This window comes from Amycolatopsis sp. NPDC005232 (assembly GCF_040607795.1).
GTDB lineage: Bacteria > Actinomycetota > Actinomycetes > Mycobacteriales > Pseudonocardiaceae > Amycolatopsis.
Genome location: NZ_JBEXHL010000001.1, coordinates 487,496 through 504,029, shown reverse-complemented (window position 1 = coordinate 504,029; position 16,534 = coordinate 487,496). Strand labels below are relative to the sequence as shown.

Here is a 16,534-nt window from a genome sequence, read left to right as displayed (position 1 = left end):
CTCCCGGTAAGCTCGTCGAGTCAGACCGGTACGTCGAATGGAACGGCATGCCAGGGGATGCGCACAGCGGGTTGCGGGTGGACGTGCTCGGCCCGTTGCGGGCCTGGCGGGGTCCGGCCGAGATCAAGCTCGGGCCAGCGCGCCAGCGTGCCATCTTCGCGATGCTCGCGGTCAACGCCGGCCGCTCCGTGCCGCGCGCGGAGCTCATCGCGGGGGTGTGGGGCGACTCGCCGCCCGCCAGCGTCGAGGGCAGCGTGCACACCTACATCTCGGGGCTGCGGCGCGCGCTCGACCCCGAGCGTACGAAGTGGGCGGCCTCGGGCGTTCTCGTGTCCGACGCCGGAGGCTATTCACTCGCGCTGGAGCCCGGGGGCCTCGACGCGGCCGTGTTCGAACGTCACCGCGAGCAGGCGCAACAGCACGCCGCCGCCGGTGATCACGACAAGGCCGCCGCGGAGTACGACGCCGCGCTCGCCCTCTGGCACGGCGAAGCGCTGTCCGGCGTGCCCGGCGAGTTCGCCGAGCGCCACCGCGAGCACCTGGCCGAGCTGCGGCTCGACACGCTGGAGCGCCGCGCCGCTGCCGTGCTGGAGCTCGGCGGCCACCAAGATCTGATCGCGGAGCTGACAGTGCTCGTCGGCGAGCACCCGCTGCGGGAGGCGGTGCGCGAGCCGCTGATGCTCGCGCTCTACCGCAGCGGCCGGCACTCCGACGCGCTCGACGTCTTCCGCGACGCCCGCGCCACCCTGCGCGCGGAGCTGGGCGTGGAGCCCGGACCGCGGCTGCGGGAGCTGCACCAGCGCGTGCTGGAGCAGGATCCCGCGCTGGACCTGCCCAAGGCGAAGGCACCGGAGCCCGCGGCCGGGCCCGAGCCGATTTCCGTGCTGCCACCGCGTGTCAGCCGGGCGCTCGACGACGGGGACGACAGCCCGTTGTTCGGCCGCGAAGCCGAGTCGGCGCAGCTGAGCGAACTGCTGGCCGAGGTCCGCGACGGGCGGGGCCGGGCCGTGTGGATCGAGGGCGAGCCGGGCATCGGGAAGTCGGAGCTGCTCACCCGCGTGTTCAGCCACGCCACCGGCGGCGGGCTGCAGCTCGCGTGGGTCGCGGCGGACGAGCTGAGCACCCGGTTCCCGCTGCAGGTGATGCTGGAGTGCCTCGCGATCGACGCCGCCTCACCGGATCCGCGCCGTGCGCGCGTGGCCAAGGAGCTGATGGGCGAGGGGTCGACGCAACGCGCGTGGGGTTCGAGCGACCCGGTGCTCGGAGCGGTCGACCGGCTGTTGTCCCTGGTGGACGAGCTGTGCGCCGACGCCCCACTGGTGCTCGTGGTCGACGACCTGCAGTGGGCTGATGAGTCGAGCGTGCTCGTGTGGCACCGGCTGTGCGCGGCGACGCGGCAGCTGCCGTTGCTGCTCGTGGCCGCGACCCGGCCTGCGCCCGATCGCGCGGAGCTCGCCCAGCTGCGTCGCGGCGTCGAGTCGCGCGACGGCGTGGTGCTGGACCTCGAACCGCTGGTGTCCGACGACGTCGTGCGGCTGATCGAAGGGCTGCTCGGCGCGGATCCCGGCCCCGGCCTGCGCGAGCTTGCCGCTCGTGCCGCGGGAAACCCGTTGTACGTCAAGGAAATGGTCGACGTCCTCGTGCGCGCCGGTGCGGTGGAGGTGGACAGCGGCTACGCCGACGTCGACGACCCCACCGAGTTCGAGACGCCACGCTCGCTCGTGGCGGCCGTCGATCGGCGGCTCGATTTCCTGCCGGCCGAGACGCAGGACGTGCTGCGCTGGGGTGCGTTGCTGGGCATGGAGTTCGCGGTGGGCGACATCGCTGCGGTGCTCGGCATCCGGCCGTCGGACCTGCTGGGACCGCTGGAAGAAGCGGTGGCGGCCAACGTCCTCATCGACACGGGCACGCAGCTCGCGTTCCGGCACCCGTTGCTGCGCCAGGCGTTGTACAACCGGCTCTTGTCGGGTACGCGGGCGGCCCTGCACCGGCAGGCCGCGGAGGCGCTGGCGCGGATCGGCGCGCCCGTGAAGCGGGTGGCGGAGCAGCTCGTGGCGGCGCCGTCCACTGTGGACCCGTGGGTGCTGGACTGGCTCACGGAGAACCAGACGGCCGTGACCAACCGGGCGCCGCTGATCGCCGTGGAGCTGCTGGAGCGGGCGCTCACCGCGTGCTCGGCCTCCGACCCGCGGCGCGAGGCGCTGATCACCGCGTTGGCGAAGGTGCTCTTCCGGCTGGAGCGAAACCCGGAAACCCTTGCTGTGCAAGCGCTTGAGCTGTCGCAGGATCCGGAGAACGTCGCCGAGATGCGGCACCTGCTGGCCACGCTGCGGTTCCGGCGCGGGGCCGTCGCGCTCGCCGTGCAGACGCTCGAAGAAGCCGAGGACGATCCGGCGCTGCCCGAGATCTGGCACGTGCGGCGCCGGCACCTGCTGGCGAACTTCCGGCGCGGTGGGCTCGACGACCTCGACGTCGCGGAGGCCAGCGCGCACCAGGCCCGTGCGGAGGCCGACGGCGACCCGTACCTGTCGGCGCACGCGTTGCAGACGTTGTGGCTGGTGGATTCCGTGCGCCGCCAACACGAAAGCGCGCTGGCGCACATCGACGAGGCCGTCGAGGCCGTCGGCGACGAGCACGAGCTGGCCGACCTGCACCTGGACCTGCTGGACAACCGCGTGTTCACGCTGCAGAACCTCGACCGGCTCGGCGAGGCGGACCGCACGCTGCAGGCGGCGGGCGAGATCGCACAGCGGCATTCGATGCCGATCGGCTTGCAGGTGTCGGTGGCGGTGCACCGGTACTGGGAAGGGCGCTGGGACGAGGCGCTGGTCGAGCTCGACACCGTGACGGAAGACGGACCGGCGATCACCTTCTACGGCCTGCGGGAGCCCGGCGCGGCGGCGTTGCTGCTGCACGGCGTGGCGTCGCTGATCGCCGCCCGGCGCGGCGAGCGCGGGCAAGCCGCGGCGCACCTGGACGCGGCGGAGGAGTACGCACCGGCGACCGGTGCCGAGCGGGAGAGTTTCGACTTCCTGCTGGTGGCCAACTCGGTGGTCGCGTGGCAGCGCGGGGAGATCAAGGAAGCGCTGGCCGTCCTCGAGCCGATCCTCAACCCGACGTACGCCCAGATGATGTTGCGGCACCAGTGGCTGCCGATGTTCGTCGGGCTGGCGCTGGAGGCGGGCGACCAGGCGCTCGCGTCGCGTGGGCTGGCGGTGTGCGAGGAAGAGGCCGCCAAGGAACGAGAGCCGGCCCGGGCCCACGCGGCGATGGACTGGTGCCGCGGCCTGATCGACGGCGATCCGGCGCCGGTGCTGCGGACCGTGGAGCACTTCCGCTCGGTCGGCCGCCGCCCGGAACTGGCCGCGGCGCTGGAGGACGCGGCCGTGCTGCTCGCCCGGACCGAGGACCTGCCCGCGGCCCACGCGACGCTGGACGAGGCCGCGGAGCTGTACACGTCACTGTCGGCCCGCTGGGACTTGCAGCGCGCGGAGAAGCGCCTGCGCGAACTCGGCGTCCGCCGCGGCGGACGCCTCGCGGCCGCCGCCCGGCCGGGACGTGGGTGGGATTCGCTGTCGCCGCTGGAGGTCCGGATCGCGACGCTCGTGGCGGAGGGCCGGTCGAACCCGGACATCGCAACCGAGCTGGCTTTGCCGCGACGAACGGTGCAGGCGCATGTGGCGCGGTTGCTGGGCAAGTTGGAGTCGCCTTCGCGGTCCGGTGTCGCGAACGCTGTGGCGCGGCGGATCGGCTGATCAAGGCAATCGGTTGAGCTTCGCCACCTCGCCCAGGAAGCGGCCCGAGTCCTTGATCGTGCGGACCTGCGTGTCGAAGTCGACGTGGACGACGCCGAAGCGCTGGGTGTAGCCCATGCCCCATTCGAAGTTGTCCAGCAGGGACCACGCCAGGTAGCCGCGGACGTCGGCGCCCTGGGCCATGGCGTCGTGGACGGCGCGGATGTGGGTGTCGAGGTAGGCGAGGCGGGCGGGGTCGTGGACGCGGCCGTCGACGACGGTGTCCTCGAAGGAGGCGCCGTTTTCGGCGACGACCAGGGGCAGGCCGCCCGTGTGGGAGTTCAGCCACACCAGCAGATCGGTGAGCGACGACGGCGTCTGCTCCCAGCCGAACGACGTCAGCGGGCCGCGGGCGGGCAGGACGTCCATGCCGCGCAGGCCGGGCAGCGGGCAGTTGCTCGTGGCGAGCGGGTCGTCCAGCGGTGCGACGCGGGCGGGGGCGTAGTAGTTCACGCCGAGCCAGTCGATGGCGGCGGCGATGAGGTCGGTGTCACCGTCCTGAATGGACGCCGCGAACCGGCCGCCGTGGTGTTCGACGTCAGCCATTACGTCGGCCGGGTAGCCGCGGCCGAGGACGGGGTCGAGGAAGAAGCGGTTGTGGATGCCGTCGAACTTGCGCACGGCTTCGCGGTGGGCGTCCGTATCGCCGTCGGCCAGCGCGGGCGCGAAGTTCAACGCGAGCGAGAAGTCCTGCCCGGGACGGGCCTGTTCCGTCAACGTCCGCATCGCCAGGCCGTGGCCCAGCAGCAGGTGGTGCGCGGCGACCAACGCGGTGTCGTAGTCCTGGATGCCCGGCGCGTGGACGCCACTGCCGTAGCCGAGGAACGCGGCGCAGAACGGCTCGTTGATGGTCGTCCACTGGGGCACGCGGTCGCCGAGGGCGTCGTGGACCACGGCGGCGTAGTCGGCGAACCGGTAGGGCGTGTCCCGTGAAGGCCAGCCACCCGCGTCCTCGATCGCCTGCGGGAGGTCCCAGTGGTACAGCGTGAGCACCGGCAGGATGTCGCGGCTCAGCAGCTCGTCGACGAGCCGGTCGTAGAACGCGAGGCCCTCGGCGTTGCGGGTGCGGCCGTCGGGCATCACGCGCGGCCACGCCACCGAGAACCGGTAAACGGGCAGGCCCAGCTCGGACAACAACGCGGCGTCCGTGCCGTACCGGTGGTAGTGGTCGCACGCGACCGCGCCGGTGTCGCCGCCCAGGACCTTGCCCGGCGTCGCGCTGTAGGTGTCCCAGATGGACGGTCCGCGGCCGCCCTCGGTCACCCCGCCTTCGATCTGGTACGACGCGGTCGCCGCGCCCCACCAGAAGCCGGACGGGAACTCGAGCTCAGCCATGGACAGCACCTTTCAGGATTCCCCGCACGATGTAGCGCCCCAGAACCAGGAACAGCGCGATCACCGGCAGCACGCCGAGAGTCGCGCCCGTGAGCATCAGCGCGTAGTCGGTGTAGTAGCCGCTGGCCAGCTGCGAGAGCACCACCTGCACGGTCGGCGTCTCGTTGGGGTCGAGCACCACCAGCGGCCAGAAGTAGTCGTTCCACGTGGCCATGAACGTGAGCATCGCCAGGACCGCGGCCTGCGGCCGGATCGCGGGCAGGGCCACGTGCCAGAACGTGCGCACCACCGACGCACCGTCCACAGTGGCCGCATCGACGAGCTCGCTGGCCACCGCGCCCTCGCACGCCTGGCGCATCCAGAACACGCTGAACGCGCTCACCAGTGCCGGCACGATCACCGCCTCCAGCTTCCCGTACCAGCCGAAGTCGCCGACCACGAGGTACAGCGGGATCACTCCGAGCTGCGCCGGCACCATCGCCGAGCCGACCACGAACAGGAAAAGACTGTTGCGGCCAGGAAACCTCAGCCGCGCGAACGCGAAGCCGGCCAGGCTCGCGAGGACCACATTGGACACCATCACCGTCACGGCCACGATCAGCGAGTTGCCGATCGCCAGCCAGAAGTCGACGGTGTCGAACACGCGCCGGATGTTCTCGAACAGGTGACCGCCCGGCAGCAGCAGCGGTGAGGTCTCCCCGATCGCGGAGTTGTCGCGGGTGGAGATCACGAACGACCAGTACAGCGGGAACAGCGAAGCACCGACCACACCGACCAGCACCACGTACACCCACGCGCCCGCGCGCCGCTTCGGCATCACGGCGCGCTCACGAACCGGCGCACCAGCCGGTAGTTGAAGAACGCGAACAGCACGCAGAACACGAACATCACCCACGACAGCGCAGCCGCGTAGCCCGCGTCGAACTTGCCGAAACCCTTTTCGTACAGGTACATCGTGAGCGTCTGGAACTGCCGGTCGTTACCGCCCGTGCCACTGGAGCCCGTCGCGTCGAACAGCTGCGGCTCGGCGAACAGCTGCAGCCCGTTCACGGTGCCGGCCACGGCCGTGAACGCGATGGTCGGCCGGATGCCGGGCACCGTCACCGACCAGAACGACCGCCAGCGCGAAGCACCGTCGAGCGCCGCCGCCTCGTACAGGTCCTGCGGCACGGCCTGCATCGCCGCCAGGTAGATCAGCGAGTTGTAGCCGGTCCAGCGCCACATCACCATCGTCGCGATGGCCAGGTGCGAGGACCACTTGCGCGCCTGGAACGAGATCGGGTCGATCCCGAACCAGCCGAGCACCTCGTTGACCACGCCGTAGTCGCGGCTGTAGAGCTGTGCGAACACCAGCCCTACGGCCACGACCGACACCACGTTGGGCAGCAGCACGCCGGTGCGCCACCACGTGGCCGCGCGCAGCGGCCGGTTCAGCAGCGCCGCGATCCCGAGCGCCAGGAAGAACTCGGGGATCGCGGCGAGCAGGAAGATGCTCGTGGTGTTGAACAGCGCGTTGTAGAACCGGCCGTCGGTGAACAGCTCGGCGTAGTTCGCGAGCCCGAACCCGCCCTGGTCACCGGCGAGCAGATCCCAGTCGTGCAGCGAGACCCAGGCCGTGTATACGAGCGGGAACGCCCCGAACACCACGAACACCGCGAAGAACGGGGCGATGAAGAGGAACGGCGTGACCTTGCGGTCCCAACGCGCCGACAGGGGGCCGCGCATGCGGGGCTCTACTTGATGGCCTCGCGGCCGAGCTTCACGGCGTCCGCCCAGGCCGCGTCGACCTTTTCGGACCCGTCCTCGATCCGCCCGAGCGCCCGGCCGAACTCCGGCCGGACGTCGGCGTCATGCAGGCCGCGATAGTTGGGACGAAGGGTGTCGGCGGACGCGGCGTAGATCTGGCCGATCGGCGCGCCGGAGAAGTACGGGTCGGTGTGGGCCACGACCTGCGGGTCCTTGTAGACGCCCGGCTCGCTCGGCAGGATGCCGTCGGAGAGGAAGATCTTCTTCTCCTGCTCGGGCGCCGTGAGCCACTTCGCGAGGTCGTAGGCCTCCTTGGGGTGCTCACTCTGCTTCGGGATCGAGAGGAACGAACCGCCCTGGTTGCCGCTGGCGCCGGGGACGGTCGTGACGTCCCACTTGCCGGTGTTGCCCTCGCCGCCGGCTTCCTTGATCTGCGTGAGCATCCAGGCCGGGCACGCGATGGTGGCGAAACTTCCCTGCTTGATCGCGACGTTCCAGGCCTGTGTGTAGGTGGTCGCGCCGGCCGTCTGGCCCTTCTGCGCGAGGGTGCCGGCGAGCATGAAGGCGTTGCGCACGGCGGGGTTCTTGTCCGCGATGTAGGAATCGTCGCGCGAGGAGAAGTAGTTCTCCGGCGACTGGTTCAGCATCGCCGTGTAAACGGTTCCAGCCGAGTCGGCGAACTTCACCTTCGGCAGCTCGTCGGTGAAGCGCTGCGACAGCTGGGCGTACGCGTCCCACGTCGGCATGAGCGCGGCGACGGCCTTGCGGTCGGTCGGCAGGCCGGCCTGCTGGAAGAGGTCGCGGCGGTAGCACATGGCGAGGCTGCCCATGTCGGTGCCGAGGCCGAGTACGTCGCCGTCCTTGGTGCCCTGGGCCCACTTCCACGCCGCCCACTGGTTCTGCAGCTGATCGGCGCCGTAGTCCGCGAGGTTCACGAACTTGTCCTTCACCCCGAGGTACTTGGGGATCTGCTGTTCCTCGATGGCGACGATGTCGGCCGCGCCGTGGCCCGCCGCGAGCTGCGTGGCGAGGGTCTTGAAGTGCGTGTCGAAGTCGGTGACCCGGCTTTGGATCTCGATGTTCGGATGATCCTTCTCGTACTGGGCGAAGAGCGGGGCGTAACCGAACTCACCGAAGGTGGCCACGGTCAGCTTGATCTTCCCGCCTTCGGCGGCGGAGCCGCCGCTGCAAGCGGTCACCAGCAGGAGGAGCGCGGTCGTCAGGACGGCGACGGCCGGGCGCCGGGTCAGCTTTCGCACGGGGTGAGCTTCCCTCAGATAACACCTGCGCGCAGGGCGTAGGCGACGGCATGCGGTCGGTTGCGCAGCTTCAGCCTATTGGTCATCCCGTAGATGACGTTCTTCACGGTCCGTTCCGAGTAGCACAGCTTCCCGGCGATCTCCGCGGTGTCCCAGCCCTCGGCCATCAGCCGCAGCACGTCGACCTCGCGCGGCGACAGCGCGGCACCGCCCGCGGTGTGCTGCAGGCTCTCGGCCTGGCCCAGCAGATCGCGCAGCGAGGTCTCCCTGCCCGACGCGGCGGCAGTGATGCTGCGCACGAGCCGGTCGCCCGCGATGGCCTCGCGCGGCAGCACGGCCACGACGTGGCACGCGGCCAGCTCCGGCAGCTCGTCGGCGTCGACGTACCCGGCGACGAGGACGATCGCGGCCGGCGTCTCCGAGGCGGCCGCGCGCAGGGCGGCCTTCAGCTCCGGCGTCACGCGGCCGGCTGCGAACACGAGCACCGCCGCTTCCCCGCGCCGCGGGCCGGGCAGCACCTGCACCTCGGGCCGCGCCTGCAAGTGGTCGATGAGCCCCGCGAGCGCGATGGGATCCGAAGCCCACGCCGCCACCCTGACCTGATCCATCGCTGCTACCTCCCTGAAGAAACACTCATCCCGTGTCTGCCAGTCTGGAGACAGCGGCTTCACGAATTCTCTAGCCGCGATGAAGTCATTCTTCACGACGTGAAGTTGGGCTCCCACCAGGGGTTCCGCTAGCGTCGCGTCGACACCGGGAACAAACATGTAAGGAATTCATGAAGATGCCCGCACGGAAGCGGCTACCTGCGGCGATCGGCGGCGCCGTGCTGGTCGCCGGCACCCTCGCCGGATGTGCTTCCGCACACACGGTTTCCGGTACCGCACTGGCCGAACCGAGTGCTCAGCCGAGCACGAGCGCCGCGCCGACGGTGTCTTCGGAGCCGTCACAGCCGCCGTCTTCACGGCCGGCTTCACCGTCTTCATGCGACTCGCTGATCTCTTCACTCGACGTGCGCGCGCGGGTGGCGCAGCTGGTGGTCCCGGGTGTCGACGCCGCCGATCCGGCGGCGGTGACAAAACTTGTCCAGCAGCAGCAGATCGGCGGGTTCTTCGTGGGAGGCAATAAAACCACGCTGTTGCAGAACCACGCGCTCGACGCCGTGCAGAAGGTCGCGAAGATCCCCGTGTCCGTCTCCGTCGACGAAGAGGGCGGCCGCGTGCAGCGCATCGACGACCTCGACGGCTCGATGCCGAGCGCGCGCGAGCTCGCCGCCACGAAGACGCCCGCCGAAGTCCGCGCGCTGGGCGTGCAGCGGGGCAAGCAGCTGCACGCGCGCGGGATCACCGTCGACTACGCGCCCGACGCCGACGTGAGCGACGAACCGGACGACGCGGTGATCGGAGACCGTTCGTACAGCTCGGATCCCGCCAAGGTGCGCCAGTACGCGATCGCGTTCGCCGAGGGCCTGCGCCAGAGCGGCGTGACGCCGGTGCTCAAGCACTTCCCCGGCCACGGCCACGGATCCGGCGACTCGCACAAGGGCACGGTCACCACGCCGCCGCTCGACCAGCTGCGCAAGGTGGACCTCAAGCCGTACGAGAACATCGCCGACTACGGCGCCGTGGAAGTGATGGTGGGCCACCTCGACGTGCCGGGTCTCACCGACGGCGTGCCCGCGTCGATCTCCCCCGCTGCGTACAAGCTGCTGCGCGGCGACTACCACTTCACCGGCCCGATCATCACCGACGACCTCGGCGGCATGAAGGCGATCACCGACCAGTACCCGCTGCCCGACGCCGTGCTGAAGGCGCTTCAGGCGGGCGCCGACGAGGCGTTGTTCTCCTCAGGCAACGGCGACGTCGGCGCGGTGCTCGACCGGCTCGTGAAGGCGGTGTCGAGCGGCGAGCTGCCCGCGGATCGCGTGGCCGCGTCGGTGAAGCGGGTGCTGAAGTCGAAGCACGCGTGCACCTGATCGCAGTCCACTCCGGACTAGGCTGGCGGCCGGATCACCGTCTCGGGAGGAGCACCACATGACGACGGACGCCACGGCGGCCGGCACCCTGCAGCTCGGCGGCGAGCTGACCGTGACCCGGATGGGCTTCGGCGCGATGCGCCTGGCCGGTCCCGGGGTCTGGGGGCCGCCGCAGGATCTCGCCGAGGCGTCGGCGGTGCTGCGCGAGGCGCTGGCGCTGGGCATCACGCACATCGACACGTCGGACTACTACGGCCCGCACACGGTCAACGAGCTGATCCGGACCAATCTCGCGCCCTACCCGGACGAGCTGGTGCTGGTGACCAAGGTGGGCGCGCGCCGCAGCGCCGACCGCGGCTGGCCGCCCGCGCTCAAGCGCGACGAGCTGATCTCCGCCGTCCACGACAACCTGCGCAACCTGGCCGTCGAAGCGCTCGACGTGGTGAACCTGCGCCTGGGCGACGAAACGGGCGGCTACCCCGTGGACGTGTCGATCGTGGAACCGTTTTCAGTGCTGGCCGAGCTGCGGGACCAGGGCCTGATCCGCCACCTCGGCGTGAGCCACGTGACGGGTGCGCAGCTCGACGTCGCGCGCGAGATCGCGCCGGTGGTGTGCGTGCAGAACGCCTACAACCTCGCGCACCGCGAGAACGACGACCTCGTGGACAAGTGCGCCGCGCTCGGCATCGCGTTCGTCCCGTACTTCCCGTTGGGCGGGTTCAGCCCGCTGCAGTCCTCGGCGCTCGACGCGTGCGCCGCGCGGCTCGACGCGAAGCCGATGCAGGTCGCGTTGGCGTGGCTGCTGCAGCGGTCGCCCGCGATCGCCGTGATCCCGGGCACGTCGTCGATGGCGCACCTGCGGGAGAACGTCGCGGCCGCCGCGCTCGATCTGCCGGCCGACGTCGTCGCCGAGCTCGACGCGATCGGCGCCTGACTAAGCCGGGGTCACCTCCAGCGTCACCGTGCGGTTCGCGGCCGCGTCCGTGCCCTCGTGCACGGGCGTGGCCTGGTCGGCGCTGGTGATCGCGAACGTCGTGAGCGGCAGGCCGCTCGCCGTCGCCAGCACGCGCGCCGCCGAAGCCGCCCGGGCCAGCGCGGTCGACGAGCCACCGCTGGCCGGGCCACCGGGCACGGCGACGCCGTGGCCGATCACGGTGACCCGCACGTCCTGTCCCTTGAGGACGGCGCCCCACCGCTGCAGCGCGCGCCGGCCGTCGACGCTGGGGCTGATCGCGTTGGGGCCGAAGATGCCTTCGTCGAAGGTGATGGTGACAGCCGAGCCGCTCGTGACCTGCACGCCGTCGCCGCCGAGGTGCGACGCCAGCGCGGTGAGCTTCTGCTGACGGCTCTGCTCCGCCTCGGCCGCTTTCGACTGCGACGCGTGCAACCGGTCCAGCTCGGCCTGCACGGCGGGGCTGGTCGTCGCGGGCGGTGCGGCCGTCGGCGCCGGCTCCGGGGAAGACCACGGCAGCGTCGCCACGATCACCGCCACTCCGGCCACGACCACGACCACCGCGCCGGCGGCCGCGAGCCGACGGCCGATCGGGCGCTTGCGCAGCCGCCCCGAACGGATCTTCGTGATCAGCCGCCGTCCCGCCAGCGCCGGCCCGGACTCCGGCGCCAGCTCCAGCACCCGGGCCCACGCGGCGTCGGCCTGCTCCAGATCACCGGCCTGGGCGTGGACGCGGGCCAGCAGATCCAAGCGCGGCACATCGTCGGTGGCGGCGCGCTGCAACAACTCGGCGGCGGCCGCGTATTCGCCGAGGCGGGCCAGGTCGGCCGCCTCCGCGAGCGTCAGCTCCTCGGAAAGCCCGCTGAACACGGTCATCACGGACGCTCCTGACGCAGGATGCCGCCGTCGGCGTTGCCCTGGATGTCAGGCGGCAGCAGCGCTCGCAGCCGGCGGTTGACGTCCGTCAGTGCCGCCCAGTTGCTCGTGTTGACGGCGTGCTCGCCTTCGCGGATGAGCTCACGGGCACGCGCCGGCTCGGTCATCCGGTCCTGCGACGCGCGCAGGGCGTTGAAGATCTCCTCGTCGAGCGAGCCGTCACGCCGAAGCAGCACCACCTGGAGGTCCGTGGCGCGGTCGGACAGGCGTTCGGCGGCCGCGGCGTCGCGATTGTCGCGCACGGTCTCGTAGCGGCGTTCGATGTCCGCCAGCTCGGTGCGATCCTCGGCGGAGCCGACGCGCTCGACCAGCTCCCGGCAGTGCTCGATCTGGTCGCGCAGCCGGGCCATCACGTCGGGGATGCGCAGTTCCTCCTCGATGTCGTCGAGCTCCGCCTGGACCTCGCGCATCCGCTGTTCGGCCGCGACCGCCGCGCCCTCGTCGGTCGCGCTCGAGGTCACCTCCTGGCGCACGGCCGCGACCGTGCCCCGCTCGTCGAGCCGCATCAGCAGGCCGCGAGCGCGATCCGAGCGCGCCGTCTCGGCCTCGGACCGCAGCTGTTCGTGGCGTGCCTCCAGCTCGTTGAGCTGACGGCGCAGCGCCGGCGCCTCGGGGACCGCGGTCTTGTTGAGCTCGACGGCGGCCTCGAACTCGGCGTCGAGCAACGGCACGAAAGCGGTGACCGAGACCAGCCGCGACTCGTCCATCGCGAACGTCACCTGGATCTCGCTGCCGCGCGGCAGGTCGCGGCGCACGTCCTGGGCCTTGATCTCGATCAGCCCGACCTGCTTGTTGCGCTCGCCGCGCCGGAACTCTCCCTCGGCGATCGGGATGCGGATGACCGAGCCGGCCTCCGCGCGGTGCACGCTCGCGGTCGAGAAGAAAACCTGCGTGGTGTCCGCCGGCAGCGGCCGGTTCTTCATCAGCATCGGGGTGAACGTGCCGTCGGCCTCGGTCAGGCCGACGCTGTTGACCACGGTCTGGCCCTGCATCTCGTTCGCCCAGTGGGTGATCGTGAACCCCGGCGGGTTCACCGGCACCCGCGCGCCTGCCGGGTCGATCAGCTCGACCTCGAACCGGTTGGAGACCAGGTCCTTGAGCAGCACGTCGAGGGTGAACGTGCCTTCGGGAGACAGCGTGATCTCCGCGCTGCGGTACTGCGGCTGCCGCTGCGAATCGCTCAGGACCACGCGGAAGCGGCTCCAATCGGCGCCACCCGGCGTCTCGAACCGGCCCGAGACCGGAACGGACAGCAGGCTCGTGGTCTTCGGGTAGGACAGCGTCGCGGAGAACTCACCACGCTTCGGCACGACCTCGGCGCGCGGCAACGCCACCGTGCCGGCGTAGATCGCCGCGCCGCGCGCGACGACTGTGCTCGGGTCCTGGCTGTGGTCGAGCTCGATGCCGAGACCGTCGGCCGGATCCGCGAGCAGCTCGCGCAGCCCGGGCGCCAGCGTCGGGCCGCCGACGAGCAGCAGCCGGTCGATGTCCGACGGCCGCAGGTTCGCCTTCGCCAGCGCTTCGCGGCACAGGTGCACAGCGCGCAGGTAGAACGGCGACGCGAGCCGGTCGACGTCCTCGCGCCGCAGGGTGTACTCGAACAGCTCGAGCACGCCGTCGCCCAGGTCCAGCTCCGCCATGATCTGCGCCTGATCGGTCGACGAAAGCGCGATCTTGGCCGACTCCGCGGCTGCGCGAAGGAACGCGAAGTTGCGGATCCAGCGCGGGTTCTCGACGGTGAACTCCTTCAACCCGAACGCCTTCGCGGCGGCGGGCGCGAGCAGGCTGCTCACGATGGCCGCATCGATGTTCTTGCCGCCGAGGCCGAGGTCGCCCGCGTGGTGGAGCACCGACAGCTCGCCGTCGACCGTGCTGACCACCGCCGAGTCGAACGTGCCGCCGCCGAAGTCGAACACCATCCAGTAGGCGCCGCGGCTCTCGTTCTGGAAGCCGTAGGCGAACGCGGCCGCCGTCGGCTCCTGCACCAGCGGGCATGGCGCCGTGAAGCCGGCGAGCTTCGCCGCCTCGCTCGTCGCCTCCGTCTGGTTGAGCGCGAACGCGGCGGGCACGGTGATCACCGCCGCCGCGGGCGGTTCGCCGAACCGGCGGGCGGCGTCGCCGCGCAGCGACTTGAGCACCTCGGCCGACAGCTCGACCGGCGTCATCGACACCCCGGCTCGGGCGAAGGTGCGCCGGGCGTCGGCGAAGCCCATGGCCTGCTTGAACTCGATCTGGACGTTGTCCGAGTCGCGTTCCCGGCGGCTTTTCGCCGCGGCACCGACCTGGATCAGGCCGGGCTTGGGCATCCAGACGGCCGAGGGCGTGTAGTCGCCCTGCACGTTGTTCTTGACCACCGAGACCTGGCCGCCGTCCAGCACGGCGAGCGCGCTGTTCGTCGTGCCGAGGTCGATGCCGAAATCAATGGTGTCACGGGTGTCCCGCATCAGCTTCCTCCGCCGTAGTGCCGGGGGCGACCGGGCACCCCACGATGACCTGCCCCATCTGGATCCGCCGCCCCGCCAGGTAGACCGAAGGCCGCACCGTCTCCACCACCCGCTCCGACGTGAGGCCTGGTTCGTCCTGGAACACCAGCGGTTCCAGCGCGAGCCCCGAGTCGAACGGGTCCCCGTCGTGGTCCTGGATCAGCACGCCCGCCGCGTCGAGCGCCTCCTGGCTCGCCGACAGGTACCGGCCGGCCTGCTTCGCCACGCGGTCCTGCACGCCGGTGAGCTTCTTGCGCGCCCGCCACAACGCCGTCGCCGCCACAGCCAGGTCCGATTCGGACAACCGGGGCCCCGCCGGTTTCGCGGCAGAACCCTTCGTGGCCGCGAGCAAGGCCGAGACCTGGTCGGCGAGCTCCCGCAGCCGCGCCCGCTCTTCCGCTCCCCACAAGGGTTCCTCGATGCGGAACTCCCTGTGGTGCCGGCGCTGGCGCCGGTCTTCGGTGTTCGTCACGCCCTTGTCCTCTCCGTGCGCACGCGTACGGTCCCCACCACGAGCAACAGCACCGCGGTCACCACCGTGATCCACGCGGGGATCGGCGTGCCGGTCGAATCCACCAGCCACAGCCCGAGCCCCGCCACGGCATCGGTCACGAGCAGGCCCGGCAGCCGCCCGCGGCCGACCGACGCGTCCGTGGCCAGCCCGAGCGCCCCGACCAGGCCGGGCACGCCGATGAGGAACACCGGCAGCAACGGCGAGGTCAGCAGCGTCGCGAGCAGGGTGACGCCGAAGGCCACGTGCAGCAGTGCCAGGAACACCCGTGACGCGGAGACGTAGCGCCGTGGCGGTCCGCCGTCCTGCAGCTGTCGCATTTGGACGATCATCCGGCGAGCCTGTTCGCGGTCCTCGGAGCGCGGTGCGATCTCGATGATCGTGTTCAGCACGAGGCTCGCGTCGCTGTAGCGGCCGCGCTTGATGTAGCCGGTCACGGTGTTCCACAGGTGCCCGACGTCGACGGGGGCGTTGACCCGGCCGGCGCCGAGCGCGCCCTGCTGGTTGCGCTTGACGGTGGCGAGCGTGTCGGGGTCTCTGCTGTATCGGGTCGCGAGGGTGAAGACGTCCTTCGTCAGCGCGTGGTGCGCGCCGGCGGAATCGGCGAGCGCGACGCCGATGTTGTTCAGCGAGACCGCCGCCATTTCGGTGACGCTCGCCGTGCGCCGGAAGTCCGTGCGCGGCACCAGATCTTCGAGCCGGTCGAGCGGCACAGGGAGCTCCGCGAGCGCGCGCTCGGCCGCCGTGCGCGCCTTGCCCTGGTCCAGCAGCGTCCGCAGCTCCTTCAGCAGGCTCTCCACGCGCAGGTAGGTGGGTTCGGCGGCTTCGCTGCGGGCGTCGGCCACGGTGTGCTTGTCGCCGCCGAAGAGCGGCAGGTACCGCACGAGCCGGTGGGGTTCGCTCGACTCGGCCGTGAGCGCCACGAGCGGGGCGACGAGCGCGTCCGGCAGAGCGCCGCGAATACCGTCCACAGTAGACTCGTCGAGCCGCCGGTCGCCGAGGCTCTCCACGCGGTGGGCGAGGTGCCCCCAGAAGGCCTCGCTGCTGAGCGTGACGACCCAGCTACGCGCGGCCTCGTCCCACAGCGGCGCCGGGTGGTCCTCGGTGTGCTCGGTTTCGGCCTCGAGCGCGGCCGCGTGCGCCGCGACGGCGAGGTCGTGCTTGTCGTGCAGCTGCGGCGGGCACCCGCAGTCCTCGGGAGTACCCCAGGTCCAGAACAGCTCGTCGACGAACCGGTGCTCGGTGTTGCCGAGCGCGTCGAACGCGGCGCGGATCTCCTCGGGCGTCGGGTCTGCCGGCACCCCGGGCGGCCGCGCGCCGCCGACGTCGAGCACGCCGAGCACCCGCAGCCGCTGCTCGCGCACGGTCCGCCGCGACGCCGTCGCGTTGAGCCCCGTGATCCGGAACGGGTTGCGCCGGTACAGCTGCGGCGTCGCCATCGCCCGCAACCGCCCGGCCGCGGCTCGCCCGCGGCTCTCGTTCGCACCCATGGCGCAGAAGTTAGGCCGAGGTCGCCGGGAGGGGTCCCGATCGTCCTCTTGCT

At 71.2% G+C, this 16,534-nt stretch carries 12 protein-coding genes; 3 read left to right on the top strand and 9 right to left on the bottom strand.

Features of this window, described 5'->3' with window-relative positions:
- Window positions 1-47: 47 nt before the first annotated feature.
- On the top strand, window positions 48-3,755 hold the full coding sequence (locus ABZU76_RS02460; protein WP_354864269.1) for a BTAD domain-containing putative transcriptional regulator: 3,708 nt from the start codon (window positions 48-50) through the stop codon (window positions 3,753-3,755).
- Here ABZU76_RS02460 and ABZU76_RS02455 read toward each other — a convergent pair whose 3' ends face one another.
- The 5 genes from ABZU76_RS02455 to ABZU76_RS02435 are packed head-to-tail and all read right to left on the bottom strand — an operon-like array spanning window position 3,756 to window position 8,742.
- Window positions 3,756-5,129: a GH1 family beta-glucosidase gene (locus tag ABZU76_RS02455; RefSeq protein WP_354864267.1), complete on the bottom strand. Its 1,374-nt coding sequence runs from the start codon at window positions 5,127-5,129 to the stop codon at window positions 3,756-3,758.
- The gene (locus tag ABZU76_RS02450; RefSeq protein ID WP_354864265.1) at window positions 5,122-5,949 is read right to left on the bottom strand and encodes a carbohydrate ABC transporter permease; all 828 of its coding nucleotides are present in this window, start codon (window positions 5,947-5,949) and stop codon (window positions 5,122-5,124) included. Before ABZU76_RS02450 ends, ABZU76_RS02455 begins: the two co-directional genes overlap by 8 nt.
- The gene (locus tag ABZU76_RS02445; protein WP_220244153.1) at window positions 5,946-6,854 is read right to left on the bottom strand and encodes a sugar ABC transporter permease; all 909 of its coding nucleotides are present in this window, start codon (window positions 6,852-6,854) and stop codon (window positions 5,946-5,948) included. The genes ABZU76_RS02450 and ABZU76_RS02445 overlap by 4 nt, the downstream gene beginning before the upstream one ends.
- Before the next feature lie 8 nt (window positions 6,855-6,862).
- Entirely contained in the window at window positions 6,863-8,134 is a 1,272-nt protein-coding gene (locus ABZU76_RS02440) for an extracellular solute-binding protein (protein ID WP_354864263.1), read from the bottom strand.
- Between the two features lie 14 nt (window positions 8,135-8,148).
- Window positions 8,149-8,742 (bottom strand): LuxR C-terminal-related transcriptional regulator, encoded by a 594-nt coding sequence (locus ABZU76_RS02435; protein ID WP_220244155.1) that lies wholly within the window; start codon window positions 8,740-8,742, stop codon window positions 8,149-8,151.
- Window positions 8,743-8,918: 176 nt separating this feature from the next.
- Between ABZU76_RS02435 and ABZU76_RS02430 the strand changes: the two genes are divergently transcribed.
- Window positions 8,919-10,109, top strand: coding sequence for a glycoside hydrolase family 3 N-terminal domain-containing protein (locus ABZU76_RS02430; RefSeq protein ID WP_354864261.1), 1,191 nt, complete (start codon window positions 8,919-8,921; stop codon window positions 10,107-10,109).
- Between the two features lie 58 nt (window positions 10,110-10,167).
- Complete coding sequence (locus ABZU76_RS02425; RefSeq protein ID WP_354864259.1) at window positions 10,168-11,043, top strand: oxidoreductase; 876 nt, start codon at window positions 10,168-10,170, stop codon at window positions 11,041-11,043.
- Here ABZU76_RS02425 and ABZU76_RS02420 read toward each other — a convergent pair whose 3' ends face one another.
- The 4 genes from ABZU76_RS02420 to ABZU76_RS02405 are packed head-to-tail and all read right to left on the bottom strand — an operon-like array spanning window position 11,044 to window position 16,481.
- Window positions 11,044-11,937: a hypothetical protein gene (locus tag ABZU76_RS02420; protein WP_354864257.1), complete on the bottom strand. Its 894-nt coding sequence runs from the start codon at window positions 11,935-11,937 to the stop codon at window positions 11,044-11,046.
- On the bottom strand, window positions 11,937-14,441 hold the full coding sequence (locus ABZU76_RS02415; protein ID WP_354864255.1) for an Hsp70 family protein: 2,505 nt from the start codon (window positions 14,439-14,441) through the stop codon (window positions 11,937-11,939). Before ABZU76_RS02415 ends, ABZU76_RS02420 begins: the two co-directional genes overlap by 1 nt.
- Window positions 14,425-14,952, bottom strand: a complete 528-nt coding sequence (locus tag ABZU76_RS02410; RefSeq protein ID WP_354864253.1) for a hypothetical protein — start codon at window positions 14,950-14,952, stop codon at window positions 14,425-14,427. The genes ABZU76_RS02415 and ABZU76_RS02410 overlap by 17 nt, the downstream gene beginning before the upstream one ends.
- The gene (locus tag ABZU76_RS02405; protein WP_354864251.1) at window positions 14,949-16,481 is read right to left on the bottom strand and encodes a hypothetical protein; all 1,533 of its coding nucleotides are present in this window, start codon (window positions 16,479-16,481) and stop codon (window positions 14,949-14,951) included. Before ABZU76_RS02405 ends, ABZU76_RS02410 begins: the two co-directional genes overlap by 4 nt.
- Window positions 16,482-16,534: the final 53 nt, after the last annotated feature.